21 protein-coding genes are annotated in these 24,544 nt (G+C 56.1%); 2 read left to right on the forward strand and 19 right to left on the reverse strand.

The window, feature by feature from the left end:
- Positions 1-107 precede the first annotated feature (107 nt).
- The 9 genes from topA to P0120_21060 all read right to left on the reverse strand — a co-directional run bounded on the left by topA (position 108) and on the right by P0120_21060 (position 11,554).
- Positions 108-2,447, reverse strand: a complete 2,340-nt coding sequence (gene topA, locus P0120_21020) for a type I DNA topoisomerase (GenBank protein ID MDF0676793.1) — start codon at positions 2,445-2,447, stop codon at positions 108-110.
- Between the two features lie 264 nt (positions 2,448-2,711).
- Positions 2,712-3,830, reverse strand: a complete 1,119-nt coding sequence (gene dprA, locus P0120_21025) for a DNA-processing protein DprA (GenBank protein MDF0676794.1) — start codon at positions 3,828-3,830, stop codon at positions 2,712-2,714.
- 101 nt (positions 3,831-3,931) lie between these two features.
- Positions 3,932-5,440, reverse strand: a complete 1,509-nt coding sequence (locus P0120_21030) for an Rne/Rng family ribonuclease (GenBank protein MDF0676795.1) — start codon at positions 5,438-5,440, stop codon at positions 3,932-3,934.
- Positions 5,441-5,599: 159 nt separating this feature from the next.
- Positions 5,600-6,721 (reverse strand): rod shape-determining protein RodA, encoded by a 1,122-nt coding sequence (rodA, locus tag P0120_21035; protein ID MDF0676796.1) that lies wholly within the window; start codon positions 6,719-6,721, stop codon positions 5,600-5,602.
- Entirely contained in the window at positions 6,718-8,589 is a 1,872-nt protein-coding gene (gene mrdA, locus P0120_21040; GenBank protein ID MDF0676797.1) for a penicillin-binding protein 2, read from the reverse strand. The genes rodA and mrdA overlap by 4 nt, the downstream gene beginning before the upstream one ends.
- 9 nt (positions 8,590-8,598) lie before the next feature.
- On the reverse strand, positions 8,599-9,099 hold the full coding sequence (locus P0120_21045; GenBank protein ID MDF0676798.1) for a hypothetical protein: 501 nt from the start codon (positions 9,097-9,099) through the stop codon (positions 8,599-8,601).
- Positions 9,096-9,968, reverse strand: a complete 873-nt coding sequence (gene mreC, locus P0120_21050; protein ID MDF0676799.1) for a rod shape-determining protein MreC — start codon at positions 9,966-9,968, stop codon at positions 9,096-9,098. The genes P0120_21045 and mreC overlap by 4 nt, the downstream gene beginning before the upstream one ends.
- 13 nt (positions 9,969-9,981) lie before the next feature.
- On the reverse strand, positions 9,982-11,031 hold the full coding sequence (locus tag P0120_21055) for a rod shape-determining protein (GenBank protein ID MDF0676800.1): 1,050 nt from the start codon (positions 11,029-11,031) through the stop codon (positions 9,982-9,984).
- A gap of 67 nt (positions 11,032-11,098) precedes the next feature.
- Positions 11,099-11,554: an RDD family protein gene (locus tag P0120_21060; GenBank protein ID MDF0676801.1), complete on the reverse strand. Its 456-nt coding sequence runs from the start codon at positions 11,552-11,554 to the stop codon at positions 11,099-11,101.
- Between the two features lie 253 nt (positions 11,555-11,807).
- Between P0120_21060 and P0120_21065 the strand changes: the two genes are divergently transcribed.
- Together P0120_21065 and P0120_21070 are read left to right on the forward strand one after the other, a co-directional pair.
- Entirely contained in the window at positions 11,808-12,506 is a 699-nt protein-coding gene (locus P0120_21065) for a SurA N-terminal domain-containing protein (GenBank protein MDF0676802.1), read from the forward strand.
- Positions 12,507-12,635: 129 nt separating this feature from the next.
- Positions 12,636-12,911 (forward strand): DUF433 domain-containing protein, encoded by a 276-nt coding sequence (locus tag P0120_21070; protein ID MDF0676803.1) that lies wholly within the window; start codon positions 12,636-12,638, stop codon positions 12,909-12,911.
- Between the two features lie 447 nt (positions 12,912-13,358).
- On the opposite strand, the gene P0120_21075 is transcribed toward P0120_21070, so the two are convergent.
- The 10 genes from P0120_21075 to P0120_21120 form a co-directional block, all read right to left on the reverse strand.
- Complete coding sequence (locus P0120_21075) at positions 13,359-13,496, reverse strand: hypothetical protein (protein MDF0676804.1); 138 nt, start codon at positions 13,494-13,496, stop codon at positions 13,359-13,361.
- Between the two features lie 107 nt (positions 13,497-13,603).
- Complete coding sequence (locus P0120_21080) at positions 13,604-16,228, reverse strand: SUMF1/EgtB/PvdO family nonheme iron enzyme (protein ID MDF0676805.1); 2,625 nt, start codon at positions 16,226-16,228, stop codon at positions 13,604-13,606.
- 282 nt (positions 16,229-16,510) lie between these two features.
- Positions 16,511-17,530: a tRNA preQ1(34) S-adenosylmethionine ribosyltransferase-isomerase QueA gene (gene queA, locus P0120_21085; protein MDF0676806.1), complete on the reverse strand. Its 1,020-nt coding sequence runs from the start codon at positions 17,528-17,530 to the stop codon at positions 16,511-16,513.
- Positions 17,530-18,744, reverse strand: coding sequence for a SpoIID/LytB domain-containing protein (locus P0120_21090; protein MDF0676807.1), 1,215 nt, complete (start codon positions 18,742-18,744; stop codon positions 17,530-17,532). The genes queA and P0120_21090 overlap by 1 nt, the downstream gene beginning before the upstream one ends.
- The gene (locus P0120_21095) at positions 18,741-18,998 is read right to left on the reverse strand and encodes a DUF2905 domain-containing protein (GenBank protein MDF0676808.1); all 258 of its coding nucleotides are present in this window, start codon (positions 18,996-18,998) and stop codon (positions 18,741-18,743) included. Before P0120_21095 ends, P0120_21090 begins: the two co-directional genes overlap by 4 nt.
- Before the next feature lie 53 nt (positions 18,999-19,051).
- Positions 19,052-20,074 (reverse strand): aspartate-semialdehyde dehydrogenase, encoded by a 1,023-nt coding sequence (locus tag P0120_21100; protein ID MDF0676809.1) that lies wholly within the window; start codon positions 20,072-20,074, stop codon positions 19,052-19,054.
- A gap of 7 nt (positions 20,075-20,081) precedes the next feature.
- Positions 20,082-21,287, reverse strand: a complete 1,206-nt coding sequence (locus tag P0120_21105) for a hypothetical protein (protein MDF0676810.1) — start codon at positions 21,285-21,287, stop codon at positions 20,082-20,084.
- Between the two features lie 169 nt (positions 21,288-21,456).
- The gene (leuB, locus tag P0120_21110; GenBank protein ID MDF0676811.1) at positions 21,457-22,530 is read right to left on the reverse strand and encodes a 3-isopropylmalate dehydrogenase; all 1,074 of its coding nucleotides are present in this window, start codon (positions 22,528-22,530) and stop codon (positions 21,457-21,459) included.
- A 35-nt stretch (positions 22,531-22,565) separates the two neighbouring features.
- Positions 22,566-22,934: a cupin domain-containing protein gene (locus P0120_21115; GenBank protein ID MDF0676812.1), complete on the reverse strand. Its 369-nt coding sequence runs from the start codon at positions 22,932-22,934 to the stop codon at positions 22,566-22,568.
- 59 nt (positions 22,935-22,993) lie between these two features.
- Entirely contained in the window at positions 22,994-24,541 is a 1,548-nt protein-coding gene (locus tag P0120_21120; GenBank protein MDF0676813.1) for a 2-isopropylmalate synthase, read from the reverse strand.
- Positions 24,542-24,544 lie beyond the last annotated feature (3 nt).

Consider the following 24,544-nt stretch of genomic DNA (forward strand, 5'->3'; position numbering starts at 1 on the left):
ACCTGCCTGTGCATGAGTACTGCAGAACCCTATGCGACTGGTTTATGTGAAGGATGGTTATGGTGATCGATGGACCGCCAAAAACTGAACGGGAACAGCCATGATCGTCATCCTGCATCACGGTAGCCGCAATCTTGATTGCGGCATTGGACGCTCCGGCCATCTTGCTTGCTGACTTTTTCAACGAGAAACGGAGCCTGACAGGTTGGGCAGGCCTTCGGAACAGGACGATCCCAGAGGGCAAATTCACACTTTGGATAATTACTGCACGCGAAAAATGAGCGGCCTTTGCGCGTCCGCTTCTGAACAAGGTCGCCTCCGCAATCTGGTTGAGGACATTTGACGCCGAGCGCCATCGGCTTGGTCGTCTTACACTGGGGATAGCCTGAACAGGCGATGAACTTGCCGAAACGTCCGGTCTTCACCACCATGGGGCTTCCACACTTGTCGCAAACCTGGTCGGTGGTCAATTCCTGCTTGGGTACGATTTTGATGGTCCCGTCCGGAAGCTTTTCAAAGTTTTGCGTGTTCTTGCACGGCGGATCGTCCTTGTAGGCCGGACAAGCGAGAAACTTACCATTCCGGCCCCACTTGATCTCCATCATCCGCCCGCATTTCTCACAGGGGATATTGGTCGGCGGTTCGACCGTGTCTTTGGGACCAGGGATCGTCTTTGCTCGTTCCATTTCCCTGGTAAACGGCATATAAAAATCACGGACCGCGGCGACCCACTGCTTGTTCCCCTCTTCAACCTCATCCAGTTGTTCTTCGAGCTGTGAGGTGAAGTCGACGTTGATGAGTTCGGGAAATCCCTTCAGTAGGAAATCGTTCACCGTTCTCCCGGTCTCCGTCGGAACCAAGCGTCCCTCGCTCTTTTCCACGTACTTGCGGTCCTGGATCGTAGAAATAATGGCGGCATATGTCGAGGGTCGACCGATACCTTTTTCTTCCAGCTCCTTAATAAGGAGCGCTTCATTGTATCGTGGTGGCGGTTGGGTGAAATGTTGCTTTGATAACATGCCCGGGACCGTCTGCCCTTCCTGTTCGACGAGTTGCAATTGTTCTCCTTCGGACAGAGCCGGCAGCTGGCGCTCGTCATCGTCCGCCTCTTGATCGGCCTTCGGCTTCTGTGAAAGCGCTTCTTTGTCGACGCCCTCCATGTACACAATCGTATGGCCGGGAAACTTCACGACCGTTCCGGTCGAACGGAAGATATATCTCCTTTGTGTTCCGATCGGTGACGTATCGATCCGCGTCACATCCAAAATCGCCGGCACCATCTGTGAGGCGATGAATCGGTTCCAAATCAGCTTGTAAAGATTGTACTGGTCCTGATCCAAATACTGGCGGATCGATTCAGGGTCGCGCGCTGCCGACGTCGGCCTGATCGCTTCGTGCGCCTCCTGGGCCGCCTTCGAGGTCTTATAGACATTGGGCACGCCGGGAAGATAGTCCGTCCCAAATCGTGACTGGATCACCTCGCGCGCGTCGGCCATCGCCTCGTTGGAAATGCGCGGCGAGTCGGTTCTCATATAGGTGATCAGACCGGTGGCACCCTCGGCACCGATTTCGATGCCTTCATACAATTGCTGCGCGAGGGTCATCGTTTTCTTCGGTGAAAAATGCAGCTTTCGCGAGGCTTCCTGCTGCAGACGGCTCGTGATGAATGGCGCGACGGGATTCCGTTTCTTTTCTCGGCGCTCGATCGATTGGACGACGAATGTCTTCCCTTGAATCTCGCCGACGATACGGCCGGCTTGCTCAGCGTTTTCAATCGAGGCCACTTCGTCATTGATACTATGAAGTTTGGCCTCAAACGCCGGAGGGTTGGCTCCGGCCAGCAACGCGGTAATCGACCAATACTCTTCGGCTCGAAACGCTTCCCGCTCCGCTTCACGCTCGCAAATCAGTCGCATGGCTACCGACTGTACCCGTCCCATGCTGAGCCCGCGCCGGACCTTATTCCAGAGCAGCTGACTGCCCTGGTACCCGACGATGCGATCCAGCACGCGGCGGGCCTGCTGGGCATTCACGAGCTTCATATCAATCTCGCCCGGAGATTGAAGCGCGCGCTTGATGGCTGATTCCGTGATTTCGTTGAAGAGGACCCGGAAGATCTTCCCATCTTTCCTTTTCTTCTTCGATTTGCCGAGCAGTTCTTGCTCAATGTGCCAGGCGATCGCTTCCCCTTCACGATCCGGATCCGGCGCCAGAAAAACCTTGTCGGCTTCCTCAGCCTTCTTCTTGATCTCGGCCAACACCTTCGACTTGCCCTTGATGGTGACATACTGCGGTTCGAAATCGTTCTCGAGATCGACCCCCAACTTGCTGGTCGGTAGATCCTTGATGTGGCCGACCGACGCCATCACGGTATAACCACGTCCTAAATATTTGGTGATGGTCCTTGCCTTCGTCGGCGACTCAACAATGATCAACGATTTTCCCATAACAACTCCGTCGACCCCTCAAGAATTGTATCATCCGTACCAAATATCGGAGCTTCGTGCAACTAGAATGGCAGTCGGCAACCATCAGTACGCTGGTAGGAAACCAGAGGTGGAGAGAAGAAAGTGCCACGGCGACAAGGGTTCCTTGCTCTGTTCCTCACACCTCATTCGACACACATTGAAGCCGTTCGTCATGCTGAGGACTCGTCGATGCTCACTCGATCGACGAGTGACAGGTGACGCAGGACGCGATGTCTTGCTGAGCTATAGGCGGATGTATTGCTGGCCCGGCAGTTGGCGAATCCGACCGTTCAATTCCAATGAAAGCAACACCGCCGACACCTCCGCAGCGCTCAGCCCAGTGCGCTCGATTACCGTATCAATGGATCGGGCTTCATAGGACAGGGCTTCGTACACCACTGTTTCTTCCTTCCCTAGCGGTACAGGCACTTCTACCAGCGTGCTGTCGAGATGCAGTGTGGCACGTTGCCGAGCATCGACTTGCGGAAGAATCTCATCGAGAATGTCTTGAGCTCCTTCGATCAGTTTCGCTCCCTCTTTGATCAAACGATTTGATCCTCGACAGGCTTCTTCCTTGAGGGAACCGGGTACGGCGAATACCTCTCGACCTTGCTCCAATGCCAGTTTTGCCGTGATCAACGAGCCGCTGTCGGTCGCGGCTTCGCCGACCAGCACGCCCAACGAAAGCCCGCTGATGATCCGATTCCTTCGCGGGAAGTGATGACTTTGGGGAGCAGCACCGATCGGCAGCTCCGAGATAACGGCGCCGCGCGATTCAATGTTCCGCCGGAGTGTGTGATGTTCCAACGGGTAGGTCCGATCGATGCCGCAACCGAGAACCGCAATCGTTCGCCCTTTACCCATCAGCGCTCCACGATGCGCCGCTGCATCGATTCCCCGAGCCAGACCGCTCACGATCGTCACTCCACATTCAGCCAGGTCCTTCGCAATCTCCTCCGTGATGAGTCTCCCGGATGGAGTCGCCCGTCGTCCACCCACTATCGCCACCGCGACTTCATCCCTCGGCGAGAAGCACCCGCTCACATACAACAACGGCGGCGGATCAGGAATGGTTTTGAGTCGGGCTGGATAGGATCGATCAAACAGGGTGACTGTTTGGATCTTGAGGCGCTCAACCATCTTCACCTGGCGATCGATCTGCCGCCGGATACTCGACTCAAGCCCCCGCCGCACGGATTCTGCCAATTCAGGACTGCAACCGGCAGTGATCAAGTCGTCCATCGTCGCGCCGAGCACCGCATCGGGGGATCCAAACGCGTGAACTAATTTAAGAAGGGTGCGATCGCCGACACCGTCGATCGCTTGGAGCGTGAGCCAGGAAGTCAAGGAGGCTTCATCCATGAGCGATCTCAATCCACGGCGGGGAATTCGTTTCAGCAGCAGGAGGGTCCGCCGGGCAGAACATCGCCCTGACAAAGAGCGGCGGCCGTGGCGGCACTCGACTAGAGCACGACCAGATCGTACTGCTCAAGATGCAACTGACTGTCCGGTGTGACGATGATTTTCGCCGAACAGTCTCGCTCCAATACTTCCACTCCGTGGCGTTCTTCGTCTTGCAGCAATTCCGCCACCATTGGATGGGCTCCCACGATAATCCGTTGCTGATCGGCAGACGGTTCAATCCGTCGGATTTCGCGGAAAATTTCGTATACCACGGTCGTGGGAGACTTCGTATAGCCACGGCCTTCGCAGTAGCGACACGGTTCCGACAGGGAACGTAACAGGTCCTCCCGCACCCGCTCACGGGAGATTTCAATCAAGCCGAGATCCGAAATCCTTGATATCCTCGTCCTCGCCTTATCCGACGCCATGGCGTCCACCAACGCATGATAGACCTTCTCCCGATTCTTCTCCCGTTCCATATCGATGAAGTCGACAATGATGATGCCGCCGATTCCCCGCAGCTTCAGCTGGTAGGCGACCTCTTTGGCGGCCTCGAGGTTGTTGCGTAAGATGGTCTCTTCCTGATCTCGTTTTCCAACAAAGCGCCCCGTATTGACGTCGATCACCGTCATCGCTTCGGTATGATCGATCACGAGATAGCCCCCCGACTTGAGCCAGACTTTCCGGCTCATTGCTCGCACAATTTCCTGCTCCACCCCCAGATGATCGAACAAGGGCTCATCCTTATCGTAGAAATGAATCCGCGAGGTCTGCTCAGGAGAAAATCGCTGCACGAAGTCTCGAATGGCTTCGTATTCCTCTCGCGAATCGATCCACAGTCGATCCACCTTTTTACCGAACAAGTCCCTCACGACACGGAAGCTCAGGCTCAAATCAGAATGCAGTAACGCCGGAGGGGGCATTTGTTCCCGCTTGGTCAAAATGTCTTGCCAGAGCACGTGCAGAAAGTCGACGTCGGATTTTAACTCGTCTTCCTTGACGCCTTCACTGACCGTCCGCACGATATAGCCGAAGCCGGGGCGCCTGACCCGGCGCATGATCTCCTTCAGTCTAGCCCGTTCTTCATCCCGCGGAATCCGCCGAGACACACCGATATGGTCGACGTTGGGCATAAAGACCAGGTATCGCCCAGGAAGTGAGACATAGGTCGTCACTCTCGACCCCTTGGTGCCGATCGGCCCCTTCGAAATCTGGACCATCAGCTCCTGCCCCTCACTCAGCAGCTGTTCGATCGGTTTCGCGCTTTGGCGCTTCGGCCGGAGCATCTCCGAATCCTTTTCGTCTTCCTCAGCCTCAACCAACATATCGCCTGGCTCTGCATCCACCAACAGATCGGAAACGTGCATAAACGCCGCTTTTTCCAAGCCGATGTCCACAAACGCGGCCTGCATGCCCGGCAACACCTTGGCAACCTTTCCCTTATAGATATTTCCGACAAAATCTTTATGCTTCGTGCGGTCTCCGAACAAATCGGTGACGACTCCGCCGTCAAGCACGGCCACACGGGTTTCCTCCCGCGCGACGGTTATCGCAATCTCACTTCCCATATTGACTCCTTTGATCTACAGGCCACGCGAGCCGGTTGAGAGCGATGGACGCGGGCCCAAGCCCAGGTCCGTCACTCACTCCGCACTCCGGCTCCACCGGCTTTCCTATGATCTTCTCCGAACGACGGATCCCGAGCGTTCTGCCTGTTCGGTCATCGCTCAATAAAACAGGCTTAACCGCTTCCGCTTGACGTTCAACAACAAGCCCAATGCCGCCATGGTCATAATCGTGGCGCTTCCGCCATAGCTCACCAGCGGCAAGGGAATGCCGACGATCGGAAACATCCCCGCCGTCATGCCGATATTGACCACGATGCAGAAACACAACATCGCCACGATCCCTACGGCAAGCAGCGCTCCAAGCTGATCCTTCGCTTTGGACGCGATTTCCAGCGACAACCACATCAACGTCACAAACAACGTCAACAGGACCAACACGCCGAGAAATCCCCATTCTTCCGCAAAAACGGCGAACACAAAATCGGTATGGCCCTCAGGCAAAAACTTCAGCTGGCTCTGCGTGCCGCCGTAGAGCCCTTTCCCCAGCAGTTCTCCCGACCCAATCGCAATTTTCGATTGCAACGCATGGTAGCCCTTTCCTCCCGGGTCGTAATCGGGGTCGACGAACGCCATAATGCGCTGTCGCTGGTAATCATGCAAGGACCCCCACACGCCCTCCCAGGCAAACGGAAACAGCATGATCGAGAAGAGCAGGATAAATCCCAAGGCTTGCGAACGAACGCCCACCATGAGGAGCATAGCGGCATACACCGCGACAAAGCTGAGCCCACTCCCCAAATCGGGTTGCTTCAAGATAAGGAGGAGGCCGGGCAGCACCAAGAGTCCGGGAACGATGACACGCTGCAGCCACCCCACACGAGGGGCTTTTGAGTAGTAGTGGGCCAACACCAAGACGAGGATGAGCTTGGCGAATTCAGACGGCTGGAAACTGAATGGACCCAACGCGATCCACCGCTGAGCCCCTTTGCTCGTTCGCCCGTCGAATAACACAAAGAGCAGCATCAGCAAGATAAAGACGTAGGCCGGATAGGCAAACCGCGCGAGATGATGGTAGTCCGATGCCCACATGACGAGGAAAGCCGCCGCACCGAGACCGATCCATATCAACTGCTTGAGATAATACGGCGCTGTCCCACCCTGCTGCCCACGCGTGACGCTATAAATGGACAACACCCCGATCCCCAGGATGGCAAGGATCAAGGCGACATAGCGGATATCGAAACTATCGAGGCCTCGATGCTCGGTCAATCGATCGATCATGAGTCTTTCGATGAACGCCCAGGCCCATTCACACTGGTGAGATCCGAGGTGACGGCAGGCGCCTGAGGGGTCAGTTTCAGATACGTTTCAATGACTTCTTTCGCAAGAGGAGCCGCGGTGGCCCCACCATGCCCCATATGCTCAGCGAGCACGGCGACGGCGATCTTCGGCGATTCCACGGGCGCAAAAGCGACGAACCACGCATGGTCTCGGAACTTTTTGGGAATGTTTTCTTCCGGTCCGGTCCTGAGCGCCGCCACTTGAGCCGTGCCTGTTTTTCCACCGATCGTCACTATGGAAGATTTCGCCTTTGTTGCAGTTCCTTTTGTGACAACGTCGGCGAGCGCGTCCTTGATGATGCGGAATGTTTCCGGCTTTGCATTGATTTTTCCGCGCGGAACGGCCGGTAACTCCTGAAGGTTTCCCGACGTTCGATCCATGACCGCCAGCACCAGACGAGGGCGGTAGTTGATTCCATCGTTGGCGACCGTACCGACGAGACTCGCCATTTGTAACGGCGTCACAGTCACATACCCCTGTCCGATGGCGGCCGAAATGGTCTCACCGGGCAACCACTGCTCGTTCTTGGCTTTTTGCTTCCATGCGGTTGATGGCATGATACCGGTTCGTTCCGACGGTAATTCTACTCCGGTGGCTTTCCCAAGCCCGAAGTCCTTCCCGAACTCGGCAATCACATCGATCCCCATCCGCTGACCGATCGTATAAAAGTACACGTCACAGGAATGGACCAATGCATTGTGTAGATTGACGTACCCATGCCCGCCGGCTTTCCAGTCATGATACAGCCGCTTGCCGAACTGGTACCCCCCATTACAGTACACGGTGCTGGAAGGCGACATGGTTTTTGTCTCCAACGCGGCGACAGCCATTGGGATCTTAAAGGTTGACCCGGGAGGATACTGCCCCTGTGAGGCACGATTGTTCAACGGACGCCCCTCGTCTTGCACGATTTCCACCCATTGCTTCGCGGTCAGTTCTCGCGACAGCACGTTCGGGTCGAACCCGGGACGACTGGCCATAGCCAGAATATCGCCGCTGTTCGGATCCAGCGCAACGATGGCGCCCTGTTCTTGCCCCAGCAGATCTTCGGCGACCTTTTGGAGCCGCACATCGATGGTGAGATAGAGGTCGTTTCCCGCTTGCGGCCTCTCGACAACCGAGGCTTTCTTCTCGTGGCCGAGCGCATCGACTTCCACGCTCTTCTGACCGGCCATTCCTCGCACGTGCCGATCATAGGACTTTTCCACACCATATTGCCCCACGATGCTGCCTTGATGGAGATCGATAAATTCGGGCTTCTCCAACTGATCCGCTGAAATTTCTCCTACATAGCCGAGGAGATGGGCCGCCGTCGCACCGCCTGGATAGTTGCGCTGCGACTCGACCTGAATCATGACCCCGGGCATGTCGAGACGATGGGATTCGACCAGCGTGGCATCGCGCAGCGTCATGTGGTCTTTGATTTTGCGCGGAAGCAACTTGCTGCCTTTGGCCGTCATTTTTTTCCGCACGATGGTCGGGTCGAGACCGAGCAATGCAGTCAGCTGCTGAATCAAGACTTCGCGATCCTTCACGTCTTCAAGCGTGACGTAGAGGCTGAAGCTCGGGACGTTATTCGCCAGAAGGACACCGTGCCGGTCATAGATCAGACCACGTGCCGGTTCGAGCAACACCAATCTGGTACGATTGTTTTCCGACAAATCTCGATAATACGGCCCTTCGCGGATTTGAAGATGCCAGAGCCGCAGGCCGAGCAACACCACCACCAGCAACAGTCCCACACGGAGAATGAAGAGCCGTCGATGAAGGTCGCCGAATTCTGATTCCGAAGAATGCCCCGTCACCATGCTGAACGCCTACATTCGAGACTCTGACATCAACTGCTCGATATTCCAACGACTCCACATGATCCAGTAGATCAGTCCTCCGATCATCGCATCAAGACAGGCTTGCGGCAGCACCACGGTCCGGACAGCCCACCACCAATCCTGTTGCACACTGAGCTGTAGAGCGAACGGAGCAACCAGCCCAGCCAAACAGGAGACCACCAGCAGTCCCGCCACCAGGACGACAGGGCTCAGGTAGACCACCTGTCGGCCCGCGAGGCCTGCTACGAACCCCACGGTTCCCTTCAAGACCACGCCGGAAATCAGATCTTGCGCCGAGAACAGGCTCATCGCCCATCCGAGCGCCAGCCCCATCAACAAGCCATCAAGCTCTCCTGCTATGAGACCGATCAAGCACACTGCCACAAAACCGAGATCCGGCCTGACGCCCCAGAAGCTGATGTGAGGCAGGAGAACGGACTGAATCGGCACCAGACCAACGATCACGGTCGAATAGATGAGGGCTTTCATGGCTTGGGCTTCGAAACGCCAACACGCTCCCCTTCGGTCGGAATAGAGGGAGACCGAATGACCAGCACTTCCTCGACCCGATTCGGATCGACCTCCGGAGAAAGTTCCGCCGATTGGAACAGCGCCTCCTCCTCCTTATCGATTCGTATGATCGTGCCGATCGGTATACCTCGGGGAAACCCCTCCACCAATCCTGACGTGACGACGTGGTCACCCGGCCGCGCGTTGGATAGCAACGGGATGTACTTGAGCCGAGCCTGTCCCTGCGTCGTCCCTTCGACTATTCCCTCATCTCTGGTGCGCTGGATTAATCCGGCAATCGCATTACTGGGATCCGTCACGAGTAGGACGACGGCGGTTGAGGCCGTGGTCTTGACGACGCGACCGACCACACCTGCCGGAGTGATCACTCCTTGGTCCGATTGAAGCCCGTCGGACGCCCCCTTGTTCAGAATAATCGTCTTGTACCAATTGCCGGTATCGCGCCCGATCACTTGGGCGGCCACGGATGTGGGAAGGACCTGCTTCTTAAACTCCAGCAGTGCCGAGAGCCGCTCCGTCGCCACCGAAGCTTCTCGCAGCTGCCCGTTTTGTTCCTTGAGAAGGTCCAGCTCTCTCCTCAACTGTTGATTTTCTTCTTCAACCCCTTGGAGGGCCACATATCGTCCCCAGACACCGGCAATTCGATCCTGGATTCCGGCCACGGCCTGGAGAGGCCAACCGATAATCCATCCTAAGGGACCGCCCACCTCCTGAAATACACTTTGGAGTTGGCCAGGTAGAAGCAGGAAGCCGACTACGAGAATGACGACAAGGAAGAGGGCACCACGCCTCGCGCTGTACGGTACGCGAAAATTGACCATCCGCATGAGGGATGGAACCTTACCGGAGGTTGTTCGCTTGAGACATGACCGATACCTTTCGGAGGAGATCCAGCTCGTCCAGAATCTTGCCGACTCCCAACACCACGGAGGTCAGCGGATCGTCCACCGTAATGATCGGCAGATTCGTTTCTTCCCGGAATCGCGTGTCCATGCCTTTCAGGAGGGACCCTCCCCCCGTCAACACGATCCCGCGGTCGATAATATCCCCTGCCAGCTCGGGCGGGGTGTTTTCCAATGCAATCTTGATCGCGTTCACGATCGTTCCAATGGGTTCTTGCAACGCTTCACGAACCTCGGCGTCATCGATGACCAACGTGCGCGGAATGCCGGAAATCAAATCCCGTCCCTTGATCATCATGGTTTTCCGCTCCTCGAACGGGTAAGCAGACCCGATTTCAAACTTGATCCGTTCCGCCATATGCTCGCCGATCAATAAATTATACTTTTTCTTGATGTAATTCATGATCGCTTCGTCCATACGATCACCGGCGACCTTGACCGACTCGCTGTACACGATGCCGCCCAGCGAAATGACGGCGATATCTGTCGTGCCGCCTCCCACATCGACGACCATGTTGCCCGACGGCTCAGTGATCGGCAACCCGGACCCTATGGCCGCGGCGACGGGCTCTTCGATCAGATACACTTCTCGCGCCCCGGCCAATTCGGCTGAATCGCGTACGGCGCGTTGCTCTACCTGCGTGATGCGGGAGGGCACGCCGATGATGATGCGAGGCCGCACAAACGCGCTGCGATTGTGGGCCTTCCGGATGAAATGTTTCAGCATTTGCTCAGCCATCTCGAAGTCGGCGATCACACCTTCCTTCATCGGCCGAATCGCGACGATATTCCCCGGGGTGCGACCGAGCATTTTCTTCGCATCGGCTCCGACGGCCAGCACTTTTTCGCTCTTCTTTTCAACGGCCACGACGGAGGGCTCGTTCAGCACGATCCCCTTCCCGTGAACATACACGAGCGTGGTTGCGGTACCTAAGTCAATCGCCAGGTCATCGGAGAACCAACCGAATACATCTCCTGGGAACCCCACGGCGTCTCTCCCTTCATATTGGCCTGGCGATCCAGCGCCCGGCTTGTGTGCTTCGTGTACGACTTACCTAATCTGGGACCGCAAGTTGACCGGCGTCCAACACCTGAGTCCTTGCTACTTCATCGCCAAGCCGACGACCCTGCTCGTTCCCAATGATCAAGAAACTCTCAAACGCTAAAATGGCAAGAGATACGAGCCATCCAATGTATGGGACCGCATACGCAATCTGTGCGCCACCCAGCGGAAGATTCCGGATGATCGACTCTCGGAAGCCAGCCGTATCCCGGCCATCCAATTGCATGGTTTGCAGACCGACCAACCGTTTGCCGATACTTTTTCCGCCCGCAAACCCATCGGCAATCAAGATGTAGGCCAAGCCGAAAAGAAAGCCGACCGGAGGAGCGACTTCGTCGGCAGCGACGACAATGAACAGATCAATTAACTTCGCGATGAACCGATTCAGGACATGGGCCTTCGGATAGACTCTCGCTTCCAGCGCCGTCGAGGTTGGCCCCCCTGTCAAGGAATCTCCTTCTAATTGGTGGCAAAGTATAACAAAACGCATCAACTTGCACAAACAAAGACCGATCTTTTTTCCTGGTTTCCTTTTTGGAACCTTGCCGAACCGTCTCTTAGTCTCCCGGAGGCAGACGCGAAGGAGGCAGGTCTCCAGAAACTAGGGCTTGTAGACGCTCCGCGCAAAGCTGAACCTGCCCGCTCTTGCCTTCCGTCCGGTCCACAAGTACACTGCCTCTTCATAGAAGAAGAGGATTGACATGATCAAGACAATGCGCGACGCGTCTCACAACTACCCTTGGTTGCTCAAATCCATCATGGGGATCTTAGCTGTAGCCTTCGTGATAACGATGGGCTGGTGGGGCTTCGGGGAACAAGCCGGCGGACCCGTGGCCAAGGTCGGTGATCAATCGGTGTCACTCGATGAATTCAAACGCACCTATGAAAACATGCGCCGTATCTACAAAGAAAACGTCAAGACCGATTTCAAAGAGGAAGAGTTCAAGGAATTCGTCGTCGGGCAACTCGTCGATAGTCGGATTTGGATCATCGCGGCTGAAGAAATGGGCGTGCGGGTTTCCGATGCCGATTTGCGCGAATTGATCATGCAAACACCGGTCTTTCAGAAAAACGGCGCCTTCGACCCAGAACTCTACAAACGCATTCTAGCAGCAAATCATCTCACCCCAGCCGCGTTTGAGTCGATCCAGCACCAGGAAGTACTGGCCAATAAGGCTCGGATGATCGTACGAGACTCCGTTGGCCTAACCCCGGCTGAGATTGCCGAAGGACAGTCTCTCATGACCAGGCCACAAGATTCAGACCCTGCTAAGGCAGCCGAAGCCAAACAGCGGGTGCTGGATGATATGCTGTTTCAAAAGCAGCAACGCGCCCTGGTGTCATTCCAACAATCCATGAAGGCCAAGCTACCGATCACCGTCCGCAGAGAATTGCTGTGAGATAAGCTCCAGTGGGGCCTCTTCATTGCGGACACGCGGCTGGAGCACCTCCAGATTCTGGACGAAATTGACATCCTGCCGAAGCTTCGATAGGCTCAACTTTGTCCTCAAGTCTGGAGGGAATAACTAATGACCACGGCAACTCGCCATCCCTTCATTGTCTGCACCGACGAAATTCTTCAGGGGGCTCCCATCATCGCGGGTACTCGCACACCAGTACGAGCTATCGCCGAATTGTGGAAATTTGGCCTGGCCCCGGAAGAAATTGTAATCCGATTGCCCCATACCACACTGGCTCAGGTCTTCGATGCCCTCAGCTACTACCAAGAGCATCGGGGCACGATTGATGCCGACATCGAACGCAATCGCGTGACCGACGAACAGGTACATCCCCGGCTGCGGTAACCCCAGCATCCCCATTGTTTCTGCGTCTCTACCTGGACGAAGACGTCTCGATCCTCGTGGCCGATTTGGTCCGTGCGCACGGCTTTGACGTTCTGACAACCCGGAAAGCACAGAACCTGGGTCGATCGGATCAGGCACAGCTGATCTTTGCCGCAGGCGAAGACCGGACACTGCTGACACACAATCGGGTCGATTTTGAACGGAGTGCACATCGAGGCACTTCATCAGCACAAGTTGTATGTGGGCATTTTAGTGGCTAATCGGCGGGCGTCGGACTTCGAACTTGCCAGACGCCTCCTGAGAGTACTAGACCGTTTCACAGCTGAGGAACTCTGTAATCAACTACTCTACCTGTGATTCTGCAATGGACTGCTCCATCCATGTCCCTCGAAGATGCATGAACGGGACATTGCACTTCGTTGATTATCCTGTCTGTCCTTTTTTCTTTTACCCAAGCATTCCGGCTTCGATGCGCTCGCCCAATGTGAAGCGACGCGAACGTGGGAACTTATCGATCTGCGGGATCAGCCACAGCAGCAGCTCGTGGCACGATTGTACAGCCTGTGGGATGGTGGGAGCGGTCACACGCCACCTCCTCGCTGAAAGGGTTGCTCAGCAGAACACTCCTCGGACGGGAATAGAAGCACAAGACACGTGAAGACGCAAAGGGTAAAAAAGCAAAGGGCAAAGGGTTAGGGCCCTAAGTCCTGGACGAGACGAAACCCAAGGGTGCCTTGGAAGTTGAGCCGGAGGGCTTGGTCACCCATGCTTGCGCGGCTGGGCGCACGCAGCAACCCCGTATTGTTGTACCAGGAACCGCCACAGACCACGCTCCCTTGACACCACTCCCATACATTGCCTGCCATATCCAGCACCCCTTGCTGTGTGGCCCCGTGTGGATACATCCCGACAGCGGTCGTGCGCTTCAGTCGGCTTTCACTACCGTTACACCGGCTTGCATCCCAGCCGCCTTCCCATGGATACTCTCGTTTTGGATCTCCGCCTGTTGCCGCCTGCTGCCACTCCCAATCGGTAGGGAGGCGTATCTTCGAACTGGTCCTACTACTGAGCCACCGGCAAAAGGCAACCGCTTCGTACCGGGAGACATTCTCCCGAGGCGCATTGGCACCGAGCCATCTCGGATCAACTTTAAGGACCCGGTCGATCTTGTCGACATCGTACCACCACTCCTTGTTTCCAAAACCGTCCTCTGCGTTGAGAAACGATTCGAACTGCAGGTTGGTCACGGGGTACTTGGCGATGCGGAAGGGCTTGACCTTGAACACATTGTCAGCATTGCCCGTTTGCCGTCCAGAGCGACGCCGTAGAAGCAGCTCAAAGAAGCCTTTGATCTTGGACCCCACATGATCGATACGCTCCAAGTTCCCCTGTACTTCGGGGATATCGATCCACAGAATGTCGGGAAGGCCATCCTGGTTCAGCCCAACACCAGGCCGAGTGTCGCCGACCGTTGCGAGGAACTGGCCAATTGTGAACCGGTCTTGATGCGAAAGCGACGTATTCTCAAGGCATTCACAGAGCTTGTCTTGCGGTGACATAAACCGCCGCACAAGTTCCTTGATGGACTTCTCTCCTCTTCTTGCAACGATCTCCTGTAGCTGCTTGAGCCGGTCCGCATGCCAGAGATACTTGAGATCGTATCCCTGTCCCTCCCATTCACCCGCGTCAATCTCAGCCCGCCGCAGAACGAATAACTCTTCGAGATCATCCCCAATCCACTTGGCCAACTTTGGCCAGGCCCGAAAGAGGGCTTCGTGCGCAACCTCAAGCGTTCGTCCCTTCCCATCCCCACCCGAGATCAGTAGGCGTGCTGAGACAAACCGCTCCAACACGTCATGGGCAGAAGCAGGCAGGTCTTTCCACGGGACTGGTTGCTTCGCATACTGGTCTTTGTCATTTATTCGAACCATGGACAGGAACGTGTTGCGCAGATCCGAGAGGTTCTCCTCTGACAGTGGCTTGGCGCTCAGGACTGCTTCCGCTGCTCGTGCGATACACCCGTCGAGTCTTCCAAGCTTGTCTCGATATTCCTCCAGCGTCAGTAGCTTGTCTTCGCCAAAGCCCTCATAGAGTTCACGGAGGGTAAAGGCAAGCAACGGCAAGGCATCCGCTGTTTTGGTATCGCTGATCATGGCTGGGACAAGGCCCGTCCCCAGCTCAAGGCCGGCGATGCGTGCCGGACCTTCGATCACCGACGTAAACTCGTCCACCTCCATCTGCGGTACGGTAAACGGTTCGACTCTCAGCCCTCGCATCGCGGGATGGTCCTGAAAGGAACCAAGAAAATCGGAGCGCAACGTTGCCAGCACCAGGAGATGGCTATCCTCGCAATCCAGCACGCTGCGTAGAAATGCCAGAAACCGCTCTCCATCTTCGTTGGCGCCTATGGTCAGCAACTCCTCGCATTGATCGATCATCAGGAGCACGGTTGCCTCTCGAGACCCGGAGGTCTCGCGCAAGGTTTTGATCAAGGCCAGGAATGCATCGACAGATTTCTTGGTCTCGTGCTCCTGCCATGTAATTTGATCTCGTACATGCGCGACTTCCGTTGGTGTGGTTGTCGCCTCTTGTGTAGTTCGACTGAACCGTTCAGTGAGGACCCTGGCCAACTCATCAAACGGGGTCTTGAGCGGCCGGAATGGCTCAACCACGATCCAGCGCAAGTCCCGCTTGAGTCGTGGAAGCAGACCTGCGCGCATCAAGGAGGACTTGCCACTGCCCGAGGCACCGAGCATGAGCGTGAGCCGAGGTCCACCGAACTGTCGGAGGCGATTGAGCAAGGCCAGTCCTTCGCGGATCTCCTTATCACGCCCGAAAAAGATAGCGGCGTCTTGTTCTTGAAAAGCCGGCAAGCCTGGATAGGGTGGTCTTCGGCTATCCCAGTCGAACAAGTCTTTCGGATCCAGGCCGGCAGCGAGGAGTCCCTTCTCCAAGCGCTGGTACGCCTCATCCCATCTGGTCGTGGCATCAATAATCTGTTTACCTGTGAGAATTGGATCGACCTTGGCGTCGTCGATTTTGATTGGAAACACTTCCTTGCCCAGCGCCTTGGCATGGGCCATCTCGGCAAAGCACCAGCGAGAAGCCATCGATGCATGACTCCAAAGGACGATGACAGCTCGGCACTCGCGTAACTTAGCGTACAACTCTTTCTCCCAATCTCGTCCTGCAGGAATCCCATCCGCAGGGTCGAAATCGAGGAAGATCGATCGATGGCCCCACTGTTCTAAGCGGGCCTTCAATTGCTGGGCGATCCCGTTATCTTTGCTACTGTGACTGAGAAAGATGCTGCTCATGAAATTATGCCAACCAAAATAACGTATCCCACACCACCAGCATGAATAAGGGGAATACGTACGCGACGCATTCTACGCTTCCGCCAGACAAAGGCAAGGACCCCGAACAGCGCTGTTGCAGCATGACTCTTCTTGTCCGACTCTGTTCGCCCTGACCCTGTGGAAAGGCACGTACCTGCAGCTGGTTCTACTCCCGGGGTTTGACCTGCTCACCACAGGATGAGCCAAGCTTGTCCTGAGTCTGATGAATGGCTGACTACGAACGAACTTGGGGATACTATGCTAGAGAATCAGCATCGCGTCGCCGTAGCTGTAGAAGCGGTATCGCTCCCTGACCGCTTCTTCGTAGGCCCTTCGAATTGGCTCGATTCCGGCGAAGGCCGACACCAGCATGAGCAGCGTGGTCCGCGGCAGGTGGAAATTCGTCATGAGGACATCGACAACCTTGAACGGGAACCCTGGAGTAATGAAGAGCCAGCTCTCGCCACCCATCGGGACCATTTCCCCCTTTTCTTTCATCACGGTTTCAAGCGTGCGGACGACCGTCGTGCCGACAGCCACCACCCGACCACCAGCTCGTTTGGTCTCTCGGATGGCTTTCGCAGTCTCTTCGCTGATTGTGAAACTTTCCGCTCCCATTTGATGATCTTCAATCCGCTCGGTCGTCACCGGCTTGAACGTGCCAGGACCGACATGGAGCGTCACCGTGGCAACGTTGATTGCGGCTTCGCGCAGTCGTCGAAACAGCTCTTCCGTAAAGTGAAGCCCCGCCGTCGGAGCCGCAATCGCCCCCTCGTGTTTGGCAAAGAGCGTCTGATACCACTGGCGATCCTCTTGAATCGGTGTGCGCTTAATGTACGGTGGAAGGGGCATCACCCCTCGTGCTTCGAATAATTGTGTGGCCGGCGCAGGACTATCCACTACCACCTCAGTCCCCGTGGAATCGCGCTTCGCGATCGTGGCGCGAGATTGCTGATCAAACTCGATGATCTGGCCGACACGAAATGTGCCTTTGACCATAACCTCCCACCGCCTCTCACCAAGATCTTTCACGAACAACACTTCGACCAGCGTCCCAGTCGGTTTCTTGATTCCAGGCACTCGTGCAGCCATCACCTTTGTGTCGTTGACTACGAGAAGGTCTCCCGGCTCCAACAATTCCGGAAGATCGGCGACATGACGATGGGTCAATTGTTCCGTCGTTCGATCCACGACCAGCAGCCGCGCACGATCCCGAGGGCTGACGGGTTGTGACGCAATCAGTGAATGATCGAAGGGGAAATCGAACTCGGAGAGTTGCATCAGGAAGGAGGAGGCGACGGTACCGGAGGTGCTTGCGTCAATGACGCATCCTGAAGCTCCGTCCCAGGATAGTAATAGCGAAGAATGCTCGAAAAGGAGTAGCCCAAGTCGGCCAGCTCCTTTGCACCCCACTGGCAAAGCCCAACCGCATGACCGGCTCCGTAGCCGGAGAAGACGACCTCCTCCCCGACCGACTCAATGGTAAATTGCGTACTGGGTACTACCGTATACCCCACCGCTTTACGCAGATCTTCGCCCCGTATGGTCAACTCCCCGCTCGAGTGCACGATCTGTAGAGTTGCAACTCGTCCGGCGCGGCTATAGGAAAGCGGTGTGATGGCCGAGATTGTTCCTACGGCATATCCCTGCCGGCGCAAATTCTTCTCCAAGGTGTCGAGCTTCAAGGAGGCCTTCCACTGATAGTACGGAGACTCGATGTCGAACGGGCATTCCACGCCCTTCAAATAAGGGAGATCCTTCGACCACACAGTCATGGCATCCTCCGTGATTCCCGCAGCAGTCGAAGAGAACGCAGCATAGATCGGAGCACCTTGGTAGGTCACTACCAATCCTCTCGTAGACTCCACTGCCTCCACCACCCGTGCGTCGATGCCTTGGCGGCCGCGATATACCTGATCTTGAATCCCCGCGACCACATCATAGTCCCGAGTGGAGCTGAGCATGCGCTGATACAACGCATAGGTTCGAGTTGCGACTGCCTGAACCTTCAGCATCTCAAGGTGCCAGGCCGGGTTCACCTCTGCCGGTACGACACCTTTGACATACTCTTCCAAATCGACATGATTGACGAGGAGCAATCCCTTTCCTCGCCGAACGAGCTGAATCAATCCGCTGACTTGGAGGGCACCTTTCTCATCACCTGTATGAAGCGCAGTCCTGTTACCATTCTGGTTCAGCCGGAGTTTAAGGTCGTGAATTCCTGCCCGTACCGTCAGTTGATCAGTCACCACCGGTTTGCCGTTGAGGATCAACGCATGACCACGCACCTTGATTCGCAGAACAGGCCGATAGGACCAGGCCTGATCCTGTTCGTCGGTCACCCAAATAGTCTGATCCGTCTGTACTTCCAGCTGCTGAACATCCGGAGCTAACAGCACGCGAATCGATTGCGCCGCCTCTGCCTCCGCCATCATAATCAAGCCGAGGCAGATCCCCAATCCTGCTGCACGAGCCCGGAGCCGCACTGCTGTCATCGGCGGAAGAGCCATCCTACAAGATAGAATAGCAGACTCAGAAGAACGCTGAGGACAATACTGGTCGTGATGGGGAAGTAGAAGCTGAAGTTGTCACGTTTGACGGAGATATCGCCCGGAAGCCTGCCGAGCCAGCTGAAGGTGCTGCTGAGACCGGGAATCCGGTCCACGACGACCAGTAGGATCCCGAGGGCAACAATGCCGAGCCCTATTCCGATCAGGATCTTGCCCAACGTTGTCCATTCCGGTATCAACTTTCATCCCATGAGCGGAGTACCCAACCGGTCCCGTGATACAACACATGGCGCTAGTCATTCACCAGACATTCTGCGATCTGAATGGCGTTCAGCGCCGCTCCCTTGCGAAGATTGTCGGAGACGACCCAAAGGTTGAGGCCGTTTGCGATCGATTCATCCTCCCGCACACGACCGATATAGACCTCATCTTTTCCGGTCGCATCGAGCGGCATCGGGTACAGCTTCTTCACTGGATCGTCATAGACAATCACGCCGGGCATGGCCGCCAGCGCAGCACGCGCCTCGTTAGCCTTCAATGGACGTTCTAATTCAACATTAATCGCCTCTGAATGACAGCGTAGCACAGGCACACGCACCGTCGTGGCCGTCACCCTGAGCCTCGGCGCACCGAGTATTTTTCGCGTCTCTTTTGCGATCTTGACTTCCTCCGAACAGTCCCCCCCCTCGTTGAACGAGCCGATGTGCGGCAACAGATTAAAGGCAATCTGATAGGGATAGACCTTGGCGGTGACGTCGCGAAACGCGAGCAAATCCTTCGTTTGATCCATCAACTCATCCATGGCCGCAGCGCCAGTCCCCGAAACCGATTGAAAGGTCGTGACCACCACACGCTTCACTCCCACCGCATCATGAAGAGGCTTGAGCGCCATGACCAAGGGCGTGGTCGTACAGTTGGGAATGGAGACGATTCCACGAGGCATGGTGCGCAAGGCCGCGGCATTGACCTCCGGAACCACCAAGGGAACCTGCTCATCCATGCGGAACACCGCACTATCGTCGATCACCGCGATGCCGGCGGCACCCAGACGTTGACCGTAGTCTCTGCTGATGGCATCCGTGGCCGAAATGAACGCCAGATCCACGCTCTCGAATGATGACGAATCTGTTAACTCCTCAACTTTCCATTCCTTGCCCTGACACGTCATCACCTCACCGGCCGTTCGTTTGGACGCAAAGAGCCTGAGGCCCATCAGCGGAAATTTACGCTCCTCCAAAATCTCAAGGGTTTCCTTGCCCACCGCACCGGTCGCTCCAAGGACCGCCACCATATACCCTGGTTTCTTCTTGATCATGAACGGCCTACTCCAACGCCAACGTGCGAATGCGATGATTAAAGGTGTCGGCCACCAGCAGCGTTCCGTCGCGATCAGCAACGATACCGAATGGGTAACACAAGCTTGCTTCTTTTGCGAGGCCGCCGTCGCCGGAATGGGATGGAACTCCTTGCCCCGCCACACAGAACGCCATCCCGGATGTCCGATCCCATTGTCGGATGAGGTGATTGTCTGAATCGGTCAGGAAAAGGCGTCCCTCCTGGTCCAATGCGATTCCTGTCGGCCGCGAAAGGCTGGGCGAGGCATCCGACGGGGACTCATACCGATAGACTCCACCGTCGCCGGCCGCTGTGGTCATCAATCCTGACGAAAGATCGACAGATCGAACTCGGCCGTTGAAGGTATCAGCGATATAGAGGTGGTTGTCCGCGAGCGCCAATCCACTCGGACCGGCAAGGGCTGCGTCAGCAGCAGGTTTCCCATCTCCGTCGTACGTTGCCATCCCGGTTCCCGCAACCGTCCGAATCACACCTGTCTTGAGATCTACCATCCGCACACGATGATTGCTCTGATCAGCGATATAGAGTCGGCCCTCGTCGTCAACAGCCAGCGCTGCAGGTTCATTGAGCGCAGCCTGACGTGCAGGGCCGCCATCACCGGAGAATCGGGCGTGACCAGTTCCGGCCAGCGTTGTCATGATGCCGGTTTCTGAATCGACCATCCGCACGCGATGATTCATGGTATCGGCGATATATAAATTTCCCTCCCGGTCCACGGCGACTGCCGTAGGGAAGTTAAGCTCCGCGCGCGCCGCGGGCCCATCGTCTCCGCCATACCGCTTGGGAGATGTGGAGGCTCGAGTCGTCCAATACCTGACGGTTCCGCTCAAATCGGCTTGCTGAGTAAATGTCATCGGACCGGCTTCTCCGGCACCATCGCCCAAAGGATCTTCATCCATAGGCTGGGCGGGTGAGTCCCGCTCCACCGCCGAGCGTATGTGGTCATCCCCGAACTTGCCGGCTACCGTTGAGATGAGACCGGTCGCACGCTCGACTTTGCGAACGACATGATTTTCTGAATCGGCCACATAGACATTGCCATGGCAATCGACTGTCACGCCCTTCGGCTCGTTCAAACGAGCCTGTCTTGAAGGTCCGCCGTCTCCCGTATAACCAGACTGGCCGTTGCCGGCGAGCGTTCCGATCATCCAAGTCGAAAGAATGGCTGCCATAGTTTCGAGCCGATGCTACCAAACTGATGAAAAACTATTTTCCCACAGGATGTTCAAAAAGGCCGTCCAGCGAGGCCGCAGCGAGCGAAGAGGTGAGGCGTACGCTTCGGTACGTTGAGCCTCTGAGCGACGCGAGAACAAAGCTGGCGGACGTTTTCAACATCCTGCTCTAATTCAAGTTTCGGACAATCGCCTCACCCATTTCCACAGTGCCGACGATCTTCGCTCCTGGACTCTGAATATCTTTGGTCCGATATCCAAGGTCGAGCGTTTTCAGGATGGCCTGTTCGATAGCTTCCGCTTCCTTCTCGAGATGAAAGGCATACGAGAGCATCATCGCCACCGAAGCAATCGTCGCAATGGGATTGGCGATATTTTTCCCCGCAATGTCGGGAGCGCTCCCATGAATCGGCTCAAAGAGGCCGACCTTGGCCCCGATACTTGCCGACGGCAACATCCCGATCGAACCGGTCAGCATCGCCGCTTCATCGCTCAGAATGTCTCCGAACATGTTGTTGCAGAGCAAGACATCGAATTGTCGCGGATTCCGCACCAGCTGCATTGCAGCGTTATCCACGTAGATATGTCCCAGTTCGACGTCCGGATAGGAGGCATGCACATCGATAACCACCTTGCGCCAAAGCTCGGACGATTCCAACACATTCGCCTTGTCGACCGAGGTAACCTTCTTCCGCCGTTTCCGAGCCGCCTCGAATGCAACCTTGGCGATCCGCCTGACTTCCTCCGTCGTATAGACTTCCGTATTGACCCCTCGCTCTTCGCCGTTCGGCAACTTTTCGATCCCCTTCGGTTTGCCGAAATAGATACCACCCGTGAGTTCGCGGATCACGAGGATGTCGATCCCCTCGACAACCTCGCGCTTCAATGTGGACGCATCAACCAGATTCGCATAGAGCTTGGCAGGCCTCAAGTTGGCATAGAGTCCTAAGGCTTCGCGGATTCCGAGCAGCGCGCGCTCCGGCCGCAGGCTGTACTCCAAGCTCTCCCATCGAGGCCCGCCGACGGCGCCGAGCAAGACGGCATTGCTTTGCTTGGCAAGCGCCAATGTGTCCTTCGGCAGCGGCACACCCACTTTATCGATCGCCTGCCCGCCGATATCGGCTGCGACAAACTCGAATGAGTGCCCGTACTTCTCGGCAATGACCTTCAAGACTTTCACGGCTTCGGGAACGATCTCGCGCCCGACTCCGTCACCGGCCAGCACTGCAATCTTGGCCTTCACTATCGCTCCTTTCGATGACTCAATCGGCTCATGGCCTATTCCAGTATGGTTTCGTCTTCCATCCGCCAGGCCGGATCAACGAGACACAAGAACTCGACATCGCTCTCCCCGGTATTTTCGACGAACTGTTGTCCTCCCGGCGGCACGTAGATGGTCGTGCCGGCTTCGACCAGCGTGACCTGGTTGTCGATCGTGAAGCGGCCCCGCCCTGAAATGAAGTAATAGACTTCCGATGAGGCCAAGACGTGGCGCTTCGATCGTTGACCGGACGGTAATGTCCCGTGGGCAAGACTATAGTTCAATTTGAGCTGATGCTTGGCAGGATGAAAAATCTCCCGCAAGCGAGTATCATCTCCCGCCAGAAACTCGGGGCGATCCGCCGGCGTCACCTTAAACAAGGACAAGCTCCCTCAATCTCTCAGACCTCACCAGGGAAAGCGAAACTGTACCGTGGAGATCCGCGTCAAATCAAGTTCACCTTCTGCTCGCCTTGCGCCTGTTTCGTCGCCAGATAAGCCAACTTATTCAGGGCACTGATGTATGCCCGAGCAGACGCCGTGATGATATCAGTATCGGCACCGTGGCCTGTGACCGTCCGACCATCCTCCTGCACGCGCACCGATACTTCCCCTTGTGCATCGGTCCCACCGGTGATGGCTTTCACGACATACATCAGCAACTTGCTCTTCGTCTGCGTCATGGCGGCAATGGTGCGGTACACGGCATCCACCGGCCCATCGCCGGTCCCGGTTTGAGCGGTGGGTATGCCGTCGATTTCCAATTCGACTGTGGCTGTAGGGACCCGATCCGTTCCGCTCGATACTTGTAGCGCCTTTAAGACGATGCGTTCGGCCATCTTCGACAACTCTTCGGAGACAATGACTTCGAGATCTTCCTCGAAAATCTCCTTCTTTTGGTCTGCAAGTTTCTTGAACCGCTCGAAGGCGTGGTTGACCTCTGCCTCACCGAGCTTGTAACCCAACTCTTCCAGACGCTGTCGGAAGGCATGACGCCCTGATAACTTGCCCATCACCATCTGGCTTTCAACCAATCCGATCGATTCCGGGCGCATAATTTCATAGGTCGTCTTCTCTTTGAGCAAGCCATCCTGATGAATGCCCGACGTATGGGCAAAGGCGTTCGCCCCCACGATCGCCTTATTGGGTTGCACCACCATCCCTGTGATCTTGCTGACCAAACGACTGGCTTTCGCAATTTCCTCGGTTCGGATACGAGTATCCGCTCGGTAAAAATCCGTTCTGGTGCGGAGTCCCATCACGATCTCTTCCAGGGACGTATTGCCCGCGCGCTCTCCGATTCCGTTGAGCGTGCATTCCACCTGGCCAGCTCCATTCATGATTGCCGCCAAACTGTTTGCCACCGCGACACCGAGATCGTTGTGGCAGTGGACGGAAATCACGGCTTGTTCGGCATTGGGAACCTTGTCGCAAATCCCCCTGATCAGTGCGCCGAATTCCTGTGGAACGGCGTAGCCTACCGTATCAGGAATATTCACAGTGCCGGCTCCGGCAGCGATGACCGCCTCAATGACCTCGTAGAGGAACGAGGGATCCGATCGGCTCGCATCCATCGGAGAGAATTCGACATCGTCAACATAAGTCCGCGCCCGCTGGACCATCTCCACGGCACGCTGTTTAGCCTGTTCCCGCGTCATCCGAAACTGGTGCTTCAGGTGAATATCGGACGTAGAAAGAAACGTATGGATACGGACCTTCGGCGCACCTTTCAAAGCCTCCCATGCTCGATCGATATCTTCCGGTCGAGCCCGCGCCAGACTGCAGATCGTCGGACCTTCGACTTCCTGAGCGATACGTCGCACCGCTTCAAAATCTCCGGGTGAACTATAGGCAAATCCCGCTTCAATAATATCGACGCCGAGCCGCGCCAGTTGTTTGGCCACCATGACCTTTTCTTCCACATTCATACTGGCGCCGGGCGACTGCTCGCCATCTCTCAAGGTTGTGTCGAAAATTCTGATCATGCGTGTCATGGT

The sequence above is a fragment of the Nitrospira sp. genome, from assembly GCA_029194675.1.
Classification (GTDB): domain Bacteria; phylum Nitrospirota; class Nitrospiria; order Nitrospirales; family Nitrospiraceae; genus Nitrospira_D.

What these genes read in the sequence shown, in the direction of transcription:
- topA (MDF0676793.1), bottom strand. Translation starts at nt 2,447, where the DNA reads ATGGGAAAATCGTTGATCATTGTTGAGTCGCCGACGAAGGCAAGGACC.
- dprA (MDF0676794.1), bottom strand. Translation starts at nt 3,830, where the DNA reads ATGGATGAAGCCTCCTTGACTTCCTGGCTCACGCTCCAAGCGATCGAC.
- P0120_21030 (MDF0676795.1), bottom strand. Translation starts at nt 5,440, where the DNA reads ATGGGAAGTGAGATTGCGATAACCGTCGCGCGGGAGGAAACCCGTGTG.
- rodA (MDF0676796.1), bottom strand. Translation starts at nt 6,721, where the DNA reads ATGATCGATCGATTGACCGAGCATCGAGGCCTCGATAGTTTCGATATC.
- mrdA (MDF0676797.1), bottom strand. Translation starts at nt 8,589, where the DNA reads ATGGTGACGGGGCATTCTTCGGAATCAGAATTCGGCGACCTTCATCGA.
- P0120_21045 (MDF0676798.1), bottom strand. Translation starts at nt 9,099, where the DNA reads ATGAAAGCCCTCATCTATTCGACCGTGATCGTTGGTCTGGTGCCGATT.
- mreC (MDF0676799.1), bottom strand. Translation starts at nt 9,968, where the DNA reads ATGCGGATGGTCAATTTTCGCGTACCGTACAGCGCGAGGCGTGGTGCC.
- P0120_21065 (MDF0676802.1), top strand. Translation starts at nt 11,808, where the DNA reads ATGATCAAGACAATGCGCGACGCGTCTCACAACTACCCTTGGTTGCTC.
- P0120_21070 (MDF0676803.1), top strand. Translation starts at nt 12,636, where the DNA reads ATGACCACGGCAACTCGCCATCCCTTCATTGTCTGCACCGACGAAATT.
- P0120_21080 (MDF0676805.1), bottom strand. Translation starts at nt 16,228, where the DNA reads ATGAGCAGCATCTTTCTCAGTCACAGTAGCAAAGATAACGGGATCGCC.
- queA (MDF0676806.1), bottom strand. Translation starts at nt 17,530, where the DNA reads ATGCAACTCTCCGAGTTCGATTTCCCCTTCGATCATTCACTGATTGCG.
- P0120_21090 (MDF0676807.1), bottom strand. Translation starts at nt 18,744, where the DNA reads ATGACAGCAGTGCGGCTCCGGGCTCGTGCAGCAGGATTGGGGATCTGC.
- P0120_21100 (MDF0676809.1), bottom strand. Translation starts at nt 20,074, where the DNA reads ATGATCAAGAAGAAACCAGGGTATATGGTGGCGGTCCTTGGAGCGACC.
- P0120_21105 (MDF0676810.1), bottom strand. Translation starts at nt 21,287, where the DNA reads ATGGCAGCCATTCTTTCGACTTGGATGATCGGAACGCTCGCCGGCAAC.
- P0120_21120 (MDF0676813.1), bottom strand. Translation starts at nt 24,541, where the DNA reads ATGACACGCATGATCAGAATTTTCGACACAACCTTGAGAGATGGCGAG.